Here is an 18,713-nt window from a genome sequence, read left to right as displayed (position 1 = left end):
ACCCGGAGACCGCCTGATGAGCGAGCTTTTTTACAACGCCGTGCCGAATGCGACCCGTGTCGCCCCGCCACTGCCCGAGCCTCGGCAGTACCCCAGCGAGAAACCGTCACGGGTCTACCTGTTCGGGACCTGCGTGGTCGATTTGTTCTACCCGGAAGCCGGGATGGATGCGATCCACCTGCTGGAGCGCGAAGGCATTCGTGTCGAGTACCCGCAAGGGCAAAGCTGCTGCGGCCAACCAGCCTACACCTCGGGTTACACCGAGCAGGCACGGACCGTGGCGCGCTCGCAACTGGCGCTGTTTGCCGGCGACTATCCGGTGGTGGTGCCATCAGGTTCTTGCGCGGGCATGCTGCGCGAACATTACGCCGACTTGTTCAAGGACGAGCCGGACACGTTGAAACAGGTCCAGGCCCTGGCGGCCAGAACCTACGAGCTGGCCGAGTTCCTGTTGTTTGTCTGCAAGGTGCAGCTCAAGGACGGCGGCGAGCCCGTGAAAGTGGCGCTGCACACCTCGTGCTCGGCACGCCGTGAAATGAACACCCACCTGCACGGCCGCGAGTTGTTGGCGCAGTTGAGCAATGTGGAGCGGGTCAACCACGATCACGAAAGTGAATGCTGTGGCTTTGGTGGGACATTCAGCGTCCGTATGCCAGACATTTCCGGCGCGATGGTGGCTGACAAGACCCGGGCGCTGAAGGAGTCCGGCGCGCACAAGGTATTGAGTGCCGACTGCGGCTGTTTGATGAACATCAACGGCTCGCTGGAAAAACAGCAGGAAGCGTTGCGCGGTCAGCATCTGGCCAGCTTCCTCTGGCAGCGAACCGGAGGTGTGAAATGAGCACCTCGACGATTATTCCTACGGTTGCCGTAGAAGAAGATTTCCGCACCCGCGCTCACAACGCACTGGGTGACCCGCAATTGCGAAGCAACTTTCGCAAGGCGATGGATTCACTGATGACCAAACGGGCAGCCGCTTTCAGCGATGCCCATGAAAGAGAACACTTGCGCGCACTGGGCAATGCAATCCGTGCCCGCGCGCTCTCCAAGTTGCCCGACCTGCTCGAGCAACTGGAACAGAACCTGACCCGCAACGGTGTGACAGTGCACTGGGCGGAAACGGTGGACGAGGCCAATGGCATCGTCCTCTCGATCATCCGCGCTCACGAGGGGCGGCAAGTGATCAAGGGCAAATCGATGGTCAGCGAAGAGATGGAGATGAACCATGTCCTCGCTGAACAGGGCATTGAATGCCTGGAATCGGACATGGGCGAGTACATCGTCCAGCTCGACCACGAGAAGCCTTCACACATAATCATGCCGGCAATCCACAAGAACGCCGGTCAGGTCGCGTCCTTGTTCCACGACAAACTTGGCGTGGAATACACCAAGGACGTAGACCAACTCATTCAGATCGGTCGCAGAGTCCTGCGGCAGAAATTCTTCGAAGCGGACATCGGCGTCTCCGGTGTCAACTTCGCCGTGGCCGAAACCGGCACCCTGCTGCTGGTGGAAAACGAAGGCAACGGTCGCATGACCACCACGGTGCCACCCGTGCACATCGCCGTCACCGGTATCGAAAAAGTCGTGGAAAACCTGCGTGATGTGGTGCCGTTGCTGTCGCTGCTGACCCGTTCAGCCTTGGGCATTCCGATCACCACCTACGTCAACATGATCTCCGGTCCGCGCAAGGAACATGAACTCGACGGCCCACAGGAAGTGCACCTCGTACTGCTCGATAACGGCCGCAGCCAGGCCTTTGCCGACAGCGAATTGCGCCAGACCCTGAACTGCATTCGCTGCGGCGCCTGTATGAATCATTGCCCGGTGTACACCCGAATCGGCGGTCATGCCTATGGGGAGGTTTATCCCGGGCCTATCGGAAAAATCATCACCCCGCACATGGTCGGCCTGGCGAAAGTCCCGGATCACCCGAGCGCCTCGTCGCTGTGCGGCGCCTGCGGTGAAGTGTGTCCGGTGAAAATCCCGATCCCTGCTTTGCTGCGGCGCCTGCGGGAAGAAAACGTCAAGGCCCCGGACAGCCCCCATCAAGTGATGCGCGGCCAGGGCAGCAAGTATTCGCGCAAGGAGCGGTTCATCTGGAACGCCTGGGCCAAGCTCAACAGTTCGCCGACGCTCTATCGCCTGTTCGGTTTCTTTGCCACCCGTTTGCGCGCCCTTACGCCGAGCAATGTCGGCCCGTGGACGCAAAACCACAGCGCACCAAAACCCGCTGCCCGCTCATTGCATGACATGGCCCGCGAGCACTTGGCCAAACAGGGAGACCGCCGATGAGCGCCAAACAAAATATCCTCGCCAAACTGCGTAAAAGCCTGACAGGTACCACGCCGGTGGCCGACAACTTTGATGTCGATCTGGTGACCCAGCCTTACACCTACGCGCCAGAGCAGCGCATTGCGCAGCTGCGCAAATTGATGGAAGCGGTGCACACGGAAATTCATCTGACGTCCGGCCAAGAGTGGCCGACGCTACTCGCGCAGTTGCTGCAGGACCGCCAGTTGCCAAGCCTGCTGATCGCACCGACAACGCCCCACGGTCAACGGATCACGCAGCACTGGGCGAATAATCCCGGCCTGCCAATGCTGAAAGCCTACGACCGCCCGGTTGAAGAATGGAAAGCCGAGCTGTTCAACGACACCCCGGCGAGCATCACTGGAACCCTCGGCGCCATCGCTGCCACGGGTAGCCTTATTCTCTGGCCGACCCGGGAAGAACCGCGCCTGATGAGCCTGGCGCCACCGGTGCATTTCGCCCTGCTCAAGGCCAGTGAAATTCGCGACAACTTCTATCAGGTGCAACAGGAATTCGAATGGGCCCAGGGCATGCCGACTAACGCACTGCTGGTGTCCGGCCCGTCGAAGACCGCCGACATCGAGCAAGTGCTGGCGTACGGCGCCCACGGTCCGAAAGACCTGGTGGTGCTGATCCTGGAGGACCAATGAGTCTACCGGCCGCTTTCCTGCGTGATGCACAGCAACTGATTCCCCAAGAGCGACGTTTCGACGACCCGCTGTCGACCCTGGCCTTCGGCACCGACGCCAGCTTCTATCGTTTGATTCCGCAACTGGTGATCCGCGTCGAGTCCGAAGACGAAGTGGTGGCACTGCTGCAACTGGCGCAACGGGATCAGGTGCCGGTGACTTTCCGCGCCGCCGGCACCAGTCTGTCCGGACAAGCCATCAGCGACTCGGTGCTGATCGTGCTGGGGGATAACTGGAACGGTCGCGAGATCCGCGGCCAAGGCACGCAAATCCGCCTGCAACCGGGGGTGATCGGCGCACAGGCCAACGCCTGGCTGGCACCGTTCGGACGCAAGATCGGTCCGGACCCGGCCTCGATCAATGCCTGCAAGATCGGCGGGATCGTCGCCAACAATGCCAGCGGCATGTGCTGCGGCACCGCGCAAAACACCTATCACACCCTGGCCGGCATTCGTCTGGTGCTGGCCGATGGCAGTCGTCTCGACACCGAGGATGCCGCCAGCGTCACGGCGTTTCGCCAAAGCCACGCCGCGCTGCTGGAGCGCTTGGCGATCCTGGGCCGCGAGACCCGGGCAAACGCCGAGCTGGCTGCGAAAATTCGCCACAAATACCGTCTGAAAAATACCACCGGCCTGTCGCTCAATGCCCTGGTGGATTTCGACGAGCCTGTGGATATCTTGAGCCACTTGCTAGTGGGCTCCGAAGGCACGCTCGGGTTCATCAGTGCCGTGACCTACGACACGGTGATCGACCATCCGAATAAAGCCTCGGCCCTGATTGTGTTCCCGGATGTCGAGACCTGCTGCAATGCGGTCACCGTGTTGAAAAGCCAACCAGTGTCGGCCGTGGAACTGCTGGACCGGCGCAGCCTGCGCTCGGTACAGAACAAACCCGGCATGCCCGTTTTCGTACAGCATCTGTCGAACAATGCCTGCGCCTTGCTGATCGAATCCCGCGCCGCGTCGTCCACTTTGCTGCACGAGCAACTGGCGCAGATCATGGCGTCGCTCAAGGCGTTCCCGGTAGAAAAGCAGGTCGACTTCACCGAAGACCCGCAAGAAAACGCCCGGCTCTGGGCCATCCGCAAGGACACCTTCCCCGCCGTCGGCGCCGTGCGCAAGACCGGCACCACGGTGATCATCGAAGACGTCACCTTCCCGGTCGAACAACTGGCCATCGGCGTCAACCGCCTGATCGAGCTGTTCGACAAACATCACTACGACGAAGCGATCCTTTTCGGACACGCCCTGGAAGGCAATCTGCACTTCGTCTTCACCCAAGGCTTCAACAGCCCGGAAGAAGTCGCACGCTATCAGGCGTTCATGGACGACGTGGCGCAACTGGTGGCGGTGGAGTTCGGCGGTTCGCTGAAAGCTGAACACGGCACCGGACGCAACATGGCGCCGTTCGTTGAACTGGAATGGGGCAGCGATGCCTACCAGTTGATGTGGCAGCTCAAACGACTGCTCGACCCCAAAGGCATTCTCAACCCGGACGTGGTGCTCAGCGAAGATCCACAGATCCACCTCAAGCACCTCAAGCCCTTGCCCGCTGCTGACGAGATTGTGGACAAGTGCATCGAATGCGGCTTCTGCGAACCGGTCTGCCCGTCAAAAGGCCTGACCCTGAGCCCGCGTCAGCGCATCGTGATCTGGCGCGACATTCAGGCGAAGAAACGCGCGGGCATCGATACGTCCGAACTCGAAGCCGCCTACGACTATCAAGGCATCGATACCTGCGCCGCCACCGGCCTGTGCGCACAACGTTGCCCTGTAGGCATCAATACCGGCGAGCTGGTGAAAAAGCTGCGCAGCCGGAAGGCGACGCATACGAAAACCGCTAACTGGCTTGAAGGACATTTCGCCACGGCACTGCAAGGTGCACGCTTCACCCTGCACGTGGCCAATGGTGCGCGGATGTTGCTGGGGGCACCGAGATTGGCGAAGTTGTCGGCGACGTTGACGCGCTTGTCCAAGGGTCAGGTCCCGCAATGGACCAACGCCATGCCCCAGCCTGAACGGCCGATTCGCTTCAGCCCGACGGTGACGGACGCGCGCCCGCGCGTGGTCTATCTGGCGGCCTGCGTATCCCGCGCCATGGGCCCGGCAGCGGGCGATACGGAGCAAATGTCGCTGCACGACAAGACCCGAGGCCTGCTGGAAAAGGCCGGCTACCAGGTGGTGTTCCCGGACAACCTCGACAACCTGTGCTGCGGTCAGCCATTCGCCTCCAAAGGCTACGCCGAGCAAGCCGAGCACAAACGACAGGAACTGATCGGCGCCCTGCTCCACGCCAGCCGTGGCGGGCTCGACCCGATCTACTGCGACACCAGCCCCTGCACCTTGCGCCTGGTTCAAGACCTCGGGGAAGTCCGTCTGGACCTGTACGACCCGGTGCGCTTCATCCGCACACACCTGATGGATCGCCTGGACTTCACGCCTCAGGAGGCGCCAATCGCCGTGCACGTAACCTGCAGCACCCAACACCTCGGGGAAAGCCAGGCGTTGATCGACCTGGCGCGCAAGTGCAGCAAAAACGTGGTCATTCCCGAAGGTATTCACTGCTGCGGCTTTGCCGGCGACAAGGGCTTCACCACGCCGGAGCTGAACGCCCATTCGCTGCGCACGCTCAAGGATGCGGTGCAGCAGTGCAGCGAGGGGATTTCCACCAGCCGTACCTGCGAGATTGGCCTGACACAACACGGCGGAATCGACTACCACGGACTAGTCTATCTGGTGGACCGCGTTACCCAGGCCAGGGTGACCTGATGACGAGGCCTCAAGAAAGGCGCATTCAGGCGCCTGTCTAGTCGTTTCTTGTGGGCATCAACACAGAAAAACAGAACCCTGACGTGTCGCCGCAGTCCACTGATCAAGTCCCGCCAATGCGGGACTTTCCCAACACTCGGTAGACCGATTTGATGGCCAACAATGCCTGGCCATCAGTTCAAGGAGAAACACATGAATCGTTCTGTGCTGTTAGGTCTGTTCGTTACTGCTTCCATGCTGGCTTCCACTTCATTTGCCGCTGAAGACCTTTGCGCGGTCAACCTGAAAACCATCGAAAACGGCAAGGCACAGATTCCTCCGGAAATGACTGACCAGGTAAAAGCCTCCGTCGAGCAAGCCAAAGCCAACCAGGCAAAAGGCACCAAGGAAGGCATTGATGATTGCATCGCCGAGACCAACGACATTATCAAGGCCGTCACCGACTCGAAAAAAGGCGCCAAGTAACTCGGCTCAAGGCCAACCTTCGGGTTGGCCTCCCGGGCCGCGTTGGCGTACATCAACAACGGAGTACTGGCAGCCGGGAGCTCAAAGCCCGGCCGTGCCCGATACGAAGCAAACCAAAACCCGCCAGTTGCGGGTTTTGTTGCATCTGGGGGCTGGATACGTGTAACCGCCCGCATCGCTGCAGAAGCTCGACACATTTTCTGAGAAAACCGAATTCTTGCGTTGAATCGTAGTCTTTGAGGTAGGTCCCATCAGATCGGGCAGACTTTTCGGGCTCGGCTTGGCCGTCTACTCATACGACAGCACCGAGACCATCAGCTCAAGGAGATACCCATGAAACGCACCACACTCGCTGGCCTGTTCATTGCTGCTACCATGCTGGCCTCTCCTGTATTTGCTGCGGACAACAACCTCTGTACGAGCAAGCTGCAAGAGCTCAAAGGCAAAGTGAATGCGCTGCCGGCGAACTCCGCAAACACTACGATGGAGATCAAAAGACTGATGTCCAGCGCCGAAGCCTCACAAGCCTCCGGAGACGACAAAAAATGCGTCACCGAGGCCACCCAGGCATTGGCGCTCGCTGACAGACAGAGCACCCAACCAAACCCATGATCTGTGGTGGCCAACCTTCAGGTTGGCCTTCCGGGGCGTGATGACGTACACTGTATATGCCTGCTGCTCACTTGATTCACAGAGCATCAGGCTCGGGGCCGTTTAGGATTCGACGCCGGTTGCGAAACTTTAGGTGCATGCCGAGTTGGTAACAGAACTCGTAAATCCACTGTTGCAACTACTTATAGTTGCCAATGACGATAACTACGGCCAGGAATTCGCTCTCGCTGCGTAAGCAGCCTTAGCCCTGAGCTTCTGGTACCTTCGGGTCCAGCAATCACCAGGGGATGTCTGTAAACCCAAAGTGATTGTCATATAGAACAGAATCGCCGTGCAGTACGTTGTGGACGAAGCGGCTAAAACTTACACAACTCGCCCAAAGCACCCTGCCCGTCGGGTCGCTGAGGGTTAACTTAATAGACACGGCTACGCATGTAGTACCGACAGCGGAGTACTGGCGGACGGGGGTTCAAATCCCCCCGGCTCCACCAATTGAGACACCAACGAAGCCCGCCCAGTGCGGGCTTTGTTGTTTCTGGCTGTATCGCTAGCCCTGCAACCGTCTGAAACAGGACCCACACCAACGATCAGTACTTGATATCCCGAGCTGTGCGACGGGTATCCTGCTTGGTGCTGCGCTTGTCCTGGCGACATTCCACGTTGCTCTTGTCATTGCCCTTTCTGCATTCATCCTTGGTTTGCCGGGCAGTGGATCGCCCTTCCTGCCTGGTATCGCGAGCTTCACGCCGCTGTTCACCCTGCTCGGTCGCGTAGACGGGTAGCGTCACCCACTGCACGCCAGCGGCGATGAGCAGCGTCGCCAGGGCTTTCAAGTAGTGCTTGCGAATCATGACTTTTCTCCAATTCAACATCGCTCGGTCGCTTCGTTCGCTCCCCCAGGATTTCAGCGAAAACGTGAGTTACATCGTACGCCCACAACTCACAAAAGCACTTTGTGGCAGGTAAAATCTGACGATAGGGTCACATGGACAGTCGCGCAATGCCGCTATGTGCATGGTTGCAATATGGGCACCGGCCCGAACCTCCTTGTTTCCAGGTAGTGGCGTCGAGTCGATGCCTGACAGACAAACCGGTCGGAAGCAGACTTTGCCGCGGATCATTTGCCGTAGCTATGCCGCATGCTCTGGTACAAGGCTTTGATCCAGATGAATTTTTCTTCACCCCACGGTTGCGTTACTGCCTGTACATTGCACTCGCTCATTCAAGAAACTACGGTTTGCCCGCCCTCCCGCGGGCTTTTTTTTGTCTGCGAATTCGCAATTCGAGACTCACTGAAGGTTTCCTCGAGCAACATAAAAACCGCCCCCCCTTTCGAGATGCGGGTTTTGCGGTTCAACACCAATTCAATTCGCAGCCTGGATCTGAGTCGCCGCCACCGGTTGTTGCGCTTTGGAGTGCACGGGCTGTTCCAGCCTCGCTCGCCCGTAGAACGCCAGCGCCGTCAGTAAACACGCCAGCCATACGAAGATCCCGGCCCAGAAGGTGTGGGACATGTAGTGCCACCCTTGCAATACCCGTGTGGTGCCATAGATGAAACCGAGGGTCAGCGAGCCGTACATGATCGCTTTCGAATAGCGCCAGCGATAACGGCGAGCCACAAAGTACAACGCCAGCATGGTGAAACCGCCCGATGCATGTCCTCCCGGCCAGCAGCGCCCCTCACCGGCGACTTTCAACAGGTCGAAATTTTCATACCACTCAACGTGCTCCATTTTGCCGCCGTACAGGGTCGTCTCGATCGGGCAATACACGCTGGTGTGGCCCTTGAGGTAGTGAATGACCCCGGTGCTGATGGCGAACGCGAACACCACGTAGAGAAAGTCGCATCGATGGCGATTGGCAAAGCGCAGCACCGGTGCGACTTTGATTTTTTCCAGGAAGGCGATGATTTTCGAGTGCTTTTCAGCCTTCAGGTGCGGCCAGAGAAACGACAGCAAGGCACCGATAATCGCTATTTCTCCGGTCCAGTTCGGAATGATCCGCGCCCATTTGTGGGTGATTTTTTCGAACAGATGAACCTGGTCCAACGGGTACGTCTGCGTCACCGGATCAAAAAAGTAATTGTTGAAGGCGATGTCGATGCCGGTCATGTCGAACATCAGGAACACCGCGACCGCGCAGGCCAGCGGAATACCAAAATTCACCCAGTAAAAGCGGGAAGCGGTCAGCATGCTCAGTCCTGATTCGAAGGGATGGTGAAATTCAACGGGGCGTCACCGTCGGCCAATCCGATGCTTCGATAAAGCCAAGCATGCGCGGAGTCTGCGGCGTTTCGGCGGAGATAAACAAAGAAGCCCCGTAACCCAGGGTCGACGTCGGCAAATGGAGGTCTTTTTCCAGTTGGTCCATGCATTCGCTGTGGGTCACCAGAATCAGGTTACGTCCGGCCACCTTGTGCGCCAATGCGTCGCGCAGCATGGTGCCCCTGCAACCGATCAGCCAGTCTTCGCCCGTGCCGACCTTGTTGAACATGAAACCGGCGGTCTGCGCCGTACGCAGGATCGGGCTGTTGTAGATATCGGCCTTGTCCAGTCCCAGGCTCTGGAAGTGTGCACCGACACCCATGGCGACACTGCGCGAGCGCTCGGTAATGCCATCGTTGCCAACCAGGCAAGGCGCCGTGGAGTGATCGCAGCGCTCGACGTGGCGCACCAGAACGATCAGGTCGCCCTTGGCCCACCCGGTCATCAACGCCTGTGCACCGGTCACATTGCCGTGAGCCAGGTCCGCAACGGCGGCAGGTCGCAGCAAGAACAGCACCAACGGGATCACCAGCAACGCCGAGACCAACACCACCGCAGCGTTGCGATAACGGGCGAAGCGGTTCAGATCGATCGAGCGTTTTACCCCAAAAAAACTCAGTCTTAATTCCACATCACCGCCTCGCCAGCAAGCACTACCTCATCAGATACGGGCAGGTTAAGGAAACCCGCGTCGGTGGCTGGTGAAACCCATGTGAAAAAAAGCTTAAAGGCGCTGTAAAAGTCTTGTTACAGAACCGTGTGGAAAAAACCTTTCAGCTCCCGGGATTGCTGCCGATACATCCTGCTTACACCGCTTGGCGGCTTCCAAAAAAAACAATCTTCCAGCCAACCGACGATAAAGAAGTACCAAGTTCCTGGAGGAATGAGATGAACAGCTGGTTCGGCAACATCAGCGTGAACCTGAAACTGGGCCTGGGGTTTGGCCTGGTCCTGGCACTGACCTGCGTCCTGGCCCTGACCGGCTGGACCAGCCTGGGCGGGTTGATCGACCGCAGCAACTGGATGAGCGACATCACCCAGCTCAACGCCGGCCTGACCAAGCTGCGCGTGGTTCGCCTGCAATACATGCTGACCAACGGCGACGAAACCGCCGCGCAGAATGTGCAGACCACCCTCGACGCCTTCTCGGCCCAGCAGCAAGCCCTGCTGGCGAAGTTCAAGAGCCCGGAAAACCTCAAGCTGCTGCGAGAGCAAGGCGCCGTCATCGACGCCTACAGGACGTCCCTGGGCAAGATGCGCAGCGCCTATCGCGCCGGCAACAGCGCCCGTGATGCCATGAGCGCCAGCGCCGAAACCGCCAACACGCTGATCAATGACATCAATACCCGCGTGCAGCAAATGCCGTTGAGCGACCAGCGCTTCGAACAGTTCCAGGCCATCACCGCGGCCAAGGAAGCGTTCCTGCTAGCCCGCTACGAAGTGCGCGGCTACACCGCCAGTACCAATGCCGAGACCGAGCAAAAAGCCGTCGGCCAACTGGACGCCGCCATCGCCAGCCTGAAACCGCTGAACGTGCATTTCGCCGACTCCCAACAAGACGCCTTGCGTCAGCTGGAAACCGCGCTGGGCAACTACCGCAGCGCCTTGCAGACCTACAAGGCCGCCAGCAATGACGCGGTGCAGGCGCGCAAGGAAATGACCGAACAGGGCGCCGCCATCGTGTCCCAGAGCGATCAGCTGTACCAGATCCAGCTTGACCGCCGTGATGCCGAAAGTGCCCAGGCCCGTACCCTGCAACTGATCAGCACGTTGCTGGCTCTGCTGGTGGGCGTCATTGCCGCCGTGATCATCACTCGCCAGATCACTCGCCCATTGCGCGACACCCTGGCGGTGGTCGATCGCATCGCCAGCGGTGACCTGTCCCACAATGTGCTGGTCACCCGTCGCGACGAACTTGGCGTCTTGCAACAAGGCATCGCTCGTATGGGCGTAACCCTGCGCGACTTGATCAGCGGCATCCGCGACGGCGTGACCCAGATCGCCAGCGCCGCCGAAGAGCTGTCGGCCGTGACCGAGCAGACCAGTGCCGGGGTCAACAGCCAGAAAGTCGAGACCGATCAGGTCGCTACCGCCATGCACGAGATGACCGCCACCGTGCAGGAAGTCGCGCGCAACGCCGAAGAAGCCTCGCAAGCTGCTGCAGCGGCGGACGGCGAAGCCCGTGAAGGCGACAAAGTGGTCAACGAAGCCATCGCCCAGATCGAGCGTCTGGCCAGCGAAGTGGTGCGCTCCACCGAAGCCATGAGTGTGCTGCAACAGGAAAGCGACAAGATCGGCAGCGTCATGGACGTGATCAAGGCCGTCGCCGAACAGACCAACCTGCTGGCACTCAATGCCGCCATCGAAGCGGCCCGTGCCGGTGAAGCCGGTCGTGGTTTTGCGGTGGTGGCCGACGAGGTCCGCGGCCTGGCCCAGCGCACGCAGAAATCCACCGAGGAAATCGAAGGCCTGGTGGCCGGCCTGCAGAACGGCACGCAGCAAGTGTCCGCCGTGATGAACAACAGCCGCGTCCTCACCGACAGCAGCGTGGCCCTCACCCGCAAGGCCGGCGAGTCACTGGAGAACATCACCCGCACGGTGTCCAACATCCAGTCGATGAACCAGCAGATCGCCGCCGCTGCCGAACAGCAAAGTGCCGTGGCCGAAGAGATCAGCCGCAGCATCATCAACGTGCGCGATGTGTCCGAGCAGACCGCTGCGGCGAGCGATGAGACCGCCAAGTCCAGCGTTGAGCTGGCGCGGCTGGGTGGTCAATTGCAGCAGATGGTGAGCCACTTCCGCGTCTGACCGTACACCGTCGGTGATTGAAAGGCCCATTCGCGGGCAAGCCCGCTCCCACAGGTAGAGAGTCGAACACAGACTCTGTGAACGACCCAACACCCTGTGGGAGCGAGCTTGCTCGCGATTGCGTTCTCACAGACCGCATCTGAAAGGGTGTGCTGCGCGGCTTACCGCGTACCGCGCTGGCGCAATGCCGACGGCATGAAGTACGCGTCTTCGGGCACCGGTTGGGCAAAGTCCACTGTGCCCGGCTCTTCGTTATCCAGGTTCTGCACGTAGTAACGACGCGCCTGCAAGTCATGGAATACGTCCAGCGCACTCCAGGTGGTGGGCAGGTCGTAGAAGTTTTTCAGGTAGGCCATCGACACCCGCCACAACTCCCCACGCCCGTCATATTGATCCACCAATGCGGCGCCCCAACTGTCCTCGTCCAGAAACAGCACGCGCTTGGAATAGATATGCCGCGCGCCCGGCTTGAGCGTGCCTTCGACCACCCAGACCCGATGCAGCTCATAACGGGTGAATTGCGGGTTGAGGTGGCCCGGCGTGAGCAACTGCTCGTACTTCACCTCAGGGCTGCCGACTTTGTAATTGTTATAGGGAATGTAGACCTCTTGCTTGCCCTTGAGCTTCCAGTCGTAGCGGTCTGGCGAGCCGTTGAACAGGTCCGTATCGTCCGCCGTGCGCAGGCCGTCGGATGAGGCGATCGGGGTGTCATACGCGAGGTTCGGCGCCCGGCGCACACGGCGCTGGCCCGCGTCGTAGACCCAGGCCTGACGTGGGTCCTTGAGCTGGTCCAGGGTCTCGTGAACCAATGCCGCACCGCCCGCCAGACGGGCCGGGCTCTTCACGAACGCCAGGTAGTAAAACAGCATGTTTTTCAGGTCGGCAAACTGCCCGCCCGAGCGGTAATAGTTGAAGAGCCCCTCCTGCTGCGAGGTCACAAGCGCGAAGCTGCCGTTGCGTTGTACCGGCGCTTCGGAGGCACGACGGACCACATAGATGCCGCGATAACGGGTGATGTGGTTCCACAGCACCTCGATGCCATCCTTGGGCACCGGGAACGGCACACCGCCATAGGCATCGTCAAAACCGGTGCCGCCATCGAGCAGCTTGGCCGAGGTCGCGTTTTTCAAGGTGTTGTCATACAGCCACTGCGGCGCCGCGCCCGAGCGGCGAGAGGGATAGACCGGCATCTGGAAGGTGTCGGGGTAGCTGTTGAACAGTGCGATCTGACCTGGGCTGAGGTGGGCCTTGTACTGTTCAAGGTTGGCCTTGGTGATGGTGAACAGGGGCTTGTCCGCCGCATACGGGTCCAGGTGATGCTGGCCCGGCTTGTAGCCCGCCGGTGCCTGGGTGATGCCGCCGTTCCAGGCCGGAATGGTCCCGGCCGCATTGCCGGCACGCTCGGCCCCCAGCGGCGTCAGCGTGGTCTTCAATTGCTCGGCCTGCTGGGGCGAGATCGCGGCCAGCGCGTTGCCGGCGGCCAGGCTCAGGAGCAGCGCCAGCGTGGTCTTGGTCAGTTGTGAAGTGTGAAACATGATCGTTCTCCGAAGTACAAAAACCTGTGGGAGCGAGCTTGCTCGCGAATGCGGTTTTTCAGGCGACATCTGCGTTGAATGTGCCGCCCATTTCGCGAGCAAGCCCGCTCCCACAATGGGTCTGCGTGTAGCAATCAAAGGAAGTACTTGAGGTTGAAGCCGACGTTGTCGCGGTCACGCAGGCCGTTGTCCTGCCCACCGCCGTAGAACTCGGTGTATTGCAGCTCAGCCTCCAGCTTGTTCTGGTAGTTGGCCTTGATCCCCAGGGTGTAGGCCTTGCGGCCCTCGATGATGTTGCCCGCCTGGTAACTGTTGCCCTTGAAGTCATCCTTGTAGACGACATAAGGCGAGACGTTGACCCCGGCATACACGTCGTTCCAGGTGCCGTTGAGCATCGCGGTGTAGCTGTAGGAGTTGCGGTTGACCTGATCGCTGCGTTCGCCGCCGGACACATAGGAAAAGTTACCGGTGCCAGCGTAGTAACGGGTACTGCCGTCATACGCGGTGTATTGCAGGCTGCTGCCGCGCAGGTGCTCGGACGCCAGCTCGAACACGCCGAACATCGAGTCGAATGACAGGCTCGGGCCAAAGTTGTAGATGGTGCCCACGGATGTGTTGAACGCTTCCACCCGCTCGGCGTTATTGATCTGGCTGTCGAGCGTGACTTGCTGCCCGCCGATGTTGATGGTCTGGCCGCCTGCCGCTGCGGCGGCGCCGTTGGCCAGGTCGCCGATCAGGTCGTTGGTGGCGGCGACCCCGATGGGCAGGTTCGGCCGATAGGCCACTTCGCCGAAAACCGACGCCTGGCCCAGGGTGGTGTTGAAACTGAAGCCGTACATGCGGATGTCTTCGGCGTAGCGCCGATGCGCCTGAATATTGCCCAGCACATCCATGGTCGCCAGGCCGTTGGCCAGTTGCCCCGCCTGGCTGCCGGCAACACCGGCCAACAGGTTGGTCAGGGCGTTCATGTCGATGCCCTTGTACCCACCCAGATCGGCGGAAATGGTCGGTTCCTTGGCGTGGTAGTTGACCATGTACAACCCGAACTCGGTGCTGTTGAGCTCTTCTACGATGTAGCGAAAAGCGAAACCGAACTGGCCGTCGTTGCGCGCGTTGTAATCCTTGCCGACCGAGGCCACTTTGACGGTGTTGCCAAAGGCCGGGGTGACCCCGTTGGCGTACAGGCCGGTGGTGCTCAGGGCCTGGCTGAGCAGCGGGTTGTTGCCCAGCGCGCTGTACAGATCGATCACGTTGCCGAAGCCAGGCACCGGGGTGTCCAGGGCAGTACCGGTAAAGTTGTTGTAGGCGGTGTTGCCGCCGTCGGCGAACAGGTCCGTCTGCGAGTAGAACGTGCCGACCGGGTCGATGCGGGTTTCCTTCCAGTTCGTCTGGTAAAAGCTTTCCATGGTCAGGCTGTCGGTCAGGCCGATGTTGAAGCTCAGCGCTTCCACCGGCACCAGCACTTCCTTGACTTCAGCCCCGGGCAAACGGTATTTGGCCGCGTCCACCGGGTTGGTGGTGTTGACCCCACCACGGTAGAAAATCCCCTCACCCCAGTTGAACACCTGGCGCCCGACACGGGCCGTGACTGGCATCTGCGCAACGTCCCAGTTGCCATAGAGGTAGGCATCGAGCATCTCCACCCGGCTGCCGGCGATATCGCGGGTCTGGTCAGTAAAGTGGTCGTCCTGCGGGAAACTCTGACTGGGTTGCGACGGGTTGTTGTTACGGTAGTAATCGTTGCGCTTGTCCATCAATTGGGTGTCATAGAACGCGGTGCCGCGCACGAACATCCCGTAGTTCTGATAGTTGGCCTCGAGCTCCGAGGTGATCTTGTACACCTCGGAAACCAGCCCGGTGTCGAAGTTGCGATTGCCGTCGTTGGTGTTGACGTCGTCGTTGTTTTTGTCCCGGCCCTGGACCCGCCACAAGCGGCCATAAGACAAGGTACTGTCGAATGAACCGGTGATCTGATTGTCCAGCACGCTGAACTCCTTGGCCTGCACGCCGTCGACCGCGCACAGTTGCAGCAGCCCTGCCAGGCCCACGCCGGGAAGCGCCGCGCCAGACAGGCGAAATCGAGTGCTCATGATCCGTTCCTCTTTCCCTGGTTTTATTGTTTTTGTGTTCTGAAAATGTGGCTGCGATGGCTATGGCGCCAATCCCGCACGGGCGTAAATCCGGCTGTGGGCGCCGAATTGCCCCAGCAGTTTGAACAGCTGCCGGTTGAGGGCCGGATGGTCGAAGTCTTCGCGCTGCAGCTGATTACCGCTGCTGAAATCGCTGGTGATCGGTGCCGTGTCCAACCACTGGCCGATGGCTTCATCAAACGCCGCGGATTCGTCGACGGACTCGGCACTCACCACTTCACGCAGGTAGTCCACCGAATACGGTGGGTAATGGGCGTCCTGTGCAGAGTCGGTATAAGCGTCGAGCATCGGGTGTGCATGGCCGGCGCGCAGCAGGCGACGAAGCCAGGTCGACTGATGCTTCTCCACTTCCATGTGTCGGGTGGCGACCCGTTCGATGGCGGCATGTTTGTCCGCATCGAAGCCGGCCAGAGCCTTGCCTTCCAGCACCAGCAGGCTCGCCAGTTCGACACCGGGCAACGGCTTGGCGTGATAAGGCTGGGTCAGGTCCTGAACGTGGTGCAGGCCCCAACCGAGAAATCGATAGCCCCAATAAGGATGGCCAGTGGCAAACGCCAGTCGCGCCAAGCCCATGTACTGGTAGGCGCGCCAGTCCGGCCAACTGCGCTGAAGAAACCCGGCAGCGGCGTACACCACCGGGCTTTCATGGAAGAAGCCCATATGGAACGGCGCCTGGGAGCTGTACTGAAACCGGGCGTCGCCGAAAGGCTGCGGGCCGAAGCCGTACAACGCGCCGACTTCGCTGGGGTTGTCACTGAACAGGTTGATGTCGTGGCCGTAATCCGGCTCATCGGCAGCGCTGGCCAACACGGCCAGGGGCGCGACTTGTTCGTGGTCAGCGACAACGATGAAGCGCTGGCGATTCCACGGTGAAAGCGTCTGTTGCACCATGACTTGTTCGGCCTTGAGGTGTTCACGCTCGGGCAGATCCTTGCCCGGCATCGGCTGGATGACCATCGCCAGATGAATCCCGGGGTTGATGCGCAGTGCGCTGAGGAAGTCGTGGCGCAGATTGTCCCCAGGCACGACGGGCAATCGCAGGTTGTCGGGGCGCGGCGGGTATTGGGCGAAGTGCTCGCGGGCGAAGCGCTCCTGCTCATCGAGCAGCGCACTCACGGCTTGGTATTGCTGCGAAAGAAACTGTTCCAGCGGCTCGACTTCGACCTGCGGTGCATCACGCAAGGCCGGCAAATCCTGCAATGCCAGGTAGCTGCCCACCGTATGGTTCGACCAGCCCCAGGCTGTGGGGGCCGTTGCACAAAGCAGCAACAGGAGGAATGTCAGCTTCATTGCTTGGTTCTTATTGGATGTGCTGTGGGGGTTGAGCCTAACAACCGACCCTGCCCCTGACACTGTCCAATCTCACCAGAAAAGGTCTCCGATAGCGCCACATGAGGTGACATGAAATCACCCCCGGACATTGTAGGAGTGAGCCTGCTCGCGATAGCGGTGGGTCAGCCAACAGTTACTTTGACTGACACACCGCTATCGCGAGCAAGCTCGCTCCCACAGGGTTCCCGGGTGTTTTCCTAAGCGGGGTAACCGGTAATTTTGCGGATGCTCTGGTACAGCGGCTTGAGCTGTCGATACATGCGCAGGTAAACCTCTTTGTACAGTCGCTCATAGATCTGCTGCGCTTCGGGTTGCGGCATGAATACCGCACCGACCCGGGTCATGGCGGCCATCGCCGTGGGGAAATCCGCGTGCAGTCCCAGCCCCACCGCGCAGCAAATAGCCGCGCCCAGGCCGGACGCTTCGTAGACATGCGGACGCTCGGCTGGCAGGCCGAAAATGTTCGCCGTGAGTTGCATCGCGGCATCACTCTGGGAGCCACCTCCGGCGACGCGCAAGCGCGTGATGGAAACCCTCGAACGCTTCTCGATTTTCTCCATGCCCTGACGCAAGGCATACGCCAGACCTTCGAGGATCGCCCGGTAAATGTGTGCGCGGGTATGCACGTCGCCGAAGCCGATCATCGCGCCCTTGGCTTCGACACCCGGCTCGCGGATACCGGGCGACCAGTAGGGTTGCAGCATCAACCCCATGGAGCCCGGCGGCACGGCGTCGACCAGCGCATCGAAGAGTTGCTCGGGCTCCACGCCCTGGGCTTTGGCCTGCTGCATTTCCCGCAGACCAAACTCGTTCTTGAACCAGCTGACCATCCAGTAGCCGCGATAAATCATCACCTCACAGTTGTATTGATCCGGCACCGCGGACGGGTAAGGCGGAATCAACGGGACGATTTCCAGGTAGCGCGACCGGGTGCCGGTGATCGTCGCCGTGGTGCCGTAGGAAAGGCACACGGTGCCTGGGTCAACGACGCCGGAACCCACGACTTCGCAGGCCTTGTCGGCACCCGCGGCAATCAGCGGCAGCCCCTCGGGAATACCGGTGTGGCGGCTGGCCTCGGCGCTGATGTAGCCGAGGGTTTCACCGGGCTTGTGCAGGCTCGGAAGTTGTTCGGGACGCACCGCCAACGCCTGCCATTTCCAGTCGGCGGGTGCGGCCCAGCGCAAGCGCTTGAAGTCGAACGGCAGGTAACCGACGCAACAGCCCACGGAATCGACAAAGCGCCCACACAGGCGATGGGTGAGAAACCCCGAGAGCAGCAAAAACTTGTCGGTCGCCGCCCAGACCTCAGGCTGATTGCGGGCGATCCAGTTGGCCTCGGCCTGGGCGCGAAAGTAGTCCACTGTGGCTTGCGCGCCGACCAGTTTGAACAGCCAGCCCCACGGCCCCTTGATGCCACCCTTGACTTCGGCCTGGCGTTGATCGAGCCACAGGATCGCCGGGCGCAACGCCTTGCCCTGGGCATCGACGTTGATCACCGTGCCGCGCTGGGTGGTCAGGGATACACCGGCAATCTGTGAACGATCGATGCCGGTTTGCTGCCACAACTGCTGGCAGGCCTCACCCAGTTTTGCCCAGTAATACTCCGGGTCCTGTTCGGCCCAGCCGGGTTGAGTCGAGTAATAGGCCTGCAACTCGACCTTGCCTTTGCCCAGCAGATTGCCCTGCAGGTCGAAGAGCAGCGCGCGCACGCTCTGGGTGCCATTGTCGATGGCCAACAGGTAACGCTTGTTCGGGTGGTTATCCATGGAGCTCTCTT

14 protein-coding genes, 1 other RNA gene and 1 pseudogene are annotated in these 18,713 nt (G+C 60.3%); 9 read left to right on the top strand and 7 right to left on the bottom strand.

Annotation, left to right across the window (positions count from 1 at the left end; all coding sequences use genetic code 11):
- The first annotated feature begins 16 nt into the window (after window positions 1-16).
- The 7 genes from KW840_RS07605 (at window position 17) to ssrA (ending at window position 7,338) form a co-directional block, all read left to right on the top strand.
- Window positions 17-841: a (Fe-S)-binding protein gene (locus KW840_RS07605; RefSeq protein WP_057716491.1), complete on the top strand. Its 825-nt coding sequence runs from the start codon at window positions 17-19 to the stop codon at window positions 839-841.
- On the top strand, window positions 838-2,295 hold the full coding sequence (locus KW840_RS07600) for a LutB/LldF family L-lactate oxidation iron-sulfur protein (protein ID WP_090453019.1): 1,458 nt from the start codon (window positions 838-840) through the stop codon (window positions 2,293-2,295). Before KW840_RS07605 ends, KW840_RS07600 begins: the two co-directional genes overlap by 4 nt.
- The gene (locus KW840_RS07595; protein ID WP_102669031.1) at window positions 2,292-2,963 is read left to right on the top strand and encodes a lactate utilization protein; all 672 of its coding nucleotides are present in this window, start codon (window positions 2,292-2,294) and stop codon (window positions 2,961-2,963) included. Before KW840_RS07600 ends, KW840_RS07595 begins: the two co-directional genes overlap by 4 nt.
- Window positions 2,960-5,770: an FAD-binding and (Fe-S)-binding domain-containing protein gene (locus tag KW840_RS07590; RefSeq protein ID WP_218494876.1), complete on the top strand. Its 2,811-nt coding sequence runs from the start codon at window positions 2,960-2,962 to the stop codon at window positions 5,768-5,770. Before KW840_RS07595 ends, KW840_RS07590 begins: the two co-directional genes overlap by 4 nt.
- A 192-nt stretch (window positions 5,771-5,962) precedes the next feature.
- A complete protein-coding gene (locus KW840_RS07585) occupies window positions 5,963-6,235 on the top strand; it encodes a hypothetical protein (protein ID WP_218494874.1) in 273 nt (90 codons plus the stop codon).
- 333 nt (window positions 6,236-6,568) lie between these two features.
- On the top strand, window positions 6,569-6,847 hold the full coding sequence (locus tag KW840_RS07580; RefSeq protein WP_218494871.1) for a hypothetical protein: 279 nt from the start codon (window positions 6,569-6,571) through the stop codon (window positions 6,845-6,847).
- A gap of 94 nt (window positions 6,848-6,941) precedes the next feature.
- Window positions 6,942-7,338: a transfer-messenger RNA gene (gene ssrA, locus KW840_RS07575) on the top strand.
- A 96-nt stretch (window positions 7,339-7,434) separates the two neighbouring features.
- Here the strand turns inward: ssrA and KW840_RS07570 are convergent.
- The 3 genes from KW840_RS07570 to KW840_RS07560 form a co-directional block, all read right to left on the bottom strand.
- On the bottom strand, window positions 7,435-7,698 hold the full coding sequence (locus KW840_RS07570; RefSeq protein ID WP_008047515.1) for a hypothetical protein: 264 nt from the start codon (window positions 7,696-7,698) through the stop codon (window positions 7,435-7,437).
- A gap of 513 nt (window positions 7,699-8,211) precedes the next feature.
- Complete coding sequence (locus tag KW840_RS07565) at window positions 8,212-9,039, bottom strand: phosphatase PAP2 family protein (protein ID WP_218494869.1); 828 nt, start codon at window positions 9,037-9,039, stop codon at window positions 8,212-8,214.
- A 31-nt stretch (window positions 9,040-9,070) separates the two neighbouring features.
- A complete protein-coding gene (locus tag KW840_RS07560) occupies window positions 9,071-9,742 on the bottom strand; it encodes a histidine phosphatase family protein (protein WP_218494867.1) in 672 nt (223 codons plus the stop codon).
- Between the two features lie 257 nt (window positions 9,743-9,999).
- On the opposite strand from KW840_RS07560, the pseudogene KW840_RS28940 reads away from it, so the two are divergent.
- Both KW840_RS28940 and KW840_RS28935 read left to right on the top strand, forming a co-directional pair.
- Window positions 10,000-11,013: pseudogene (locus KW840_RS28940) on the top strand (methyl-accepting chemotaxis protein); the annotation flags it as partial.
- Between the two features lie 42 nt (window positions 11,014-11,055).
- The gene (locus tag KW840_RS28935) at window positions 11,056-11,919 is read left to right on the top strand and encodes a methyl-accepting chemotaxis protein (protein ID WP_371318451.1); all 864 of its coding nucleotides are present in this window, start codon (window positions 11,056-11,058) and stop codon (window positions 11,917-11,919) included.
- Window positions 11,920-12,080: 161 nt separating this feature from the next.
- On the opposite strand, the gene KW840_RS07550 is transcribed toward KW840_RS28935, so the two are convergent.
- The 4 genes from KW840_RS07550 to KW840_RS07535 form a co-directional block, all read right to left on the bottom strand.
- The gene (locus KW840_RS07550) at window positions 12,081-13,454 is read right to left on the bottom strand and encodes a DUF1329 domain-containing protein (protein ID WP_218494863.1); all 1,374 of its coding nucleotides are present in this window, start codon (window positions 13,452-13,454) and stop codon (window positions 12,081-12,083) included.
- 134 nt (window positions 13,455-13,588) lie between these two features.
- A complete protein-coding gene (locus KW840_RS07545) occupies window positions 13,589-15,544 on the bottom strand; it encodes a DUF1302 domain-containing protein (RefSeq protein WP_218494862.1) in 1,956 nt (651 codons plus the stop codon).
- A 60-nt stretch (window positions 15,545-15,604) separates the two neighbouring features.
- Entirely contained in the window at window positions 15,605-16,894 is a 1,290-nt protein-coding gene (locus KW840_RS07540) for a phospholipase (RefSeq protein WP_218494860.1), read from the bottom strand.
- A gap of 239 nt (window positions 16,895-17,133) precedes the next feature.
- Window positions 17,134-18,702: an FGGY-family carbohydrate kinase gene (locus tag KW840_RS07535; protein WP_218494858.1), complete on the bottom strand. Its 1,569-nt coding sequence runs from the start codon at window positions 18,700-18,702 to the stop codon at window positions 17,134-17,136.
- Window positions 18,703-18,713: the final 11 nt, after the last annotated feature.

The sequence above is a fragment of the Pseudomonas sp. PDM30 genome (genome assembly GCF_019218985.1).
GTDB classification, from domain to species: domain Bacteria; phylum Pseudomonadota; class Gammaproteobacteria; order Pseudomonadales; family Pseudomonadaceae; genus Aquipseudomonas; species Aquipseudomonas jessenii.
The sequence above is the reverse complement of the archived record's forward strand: the minus strand, read 5'-3'. Positions and strand labels throughout refer to the sequence as shown.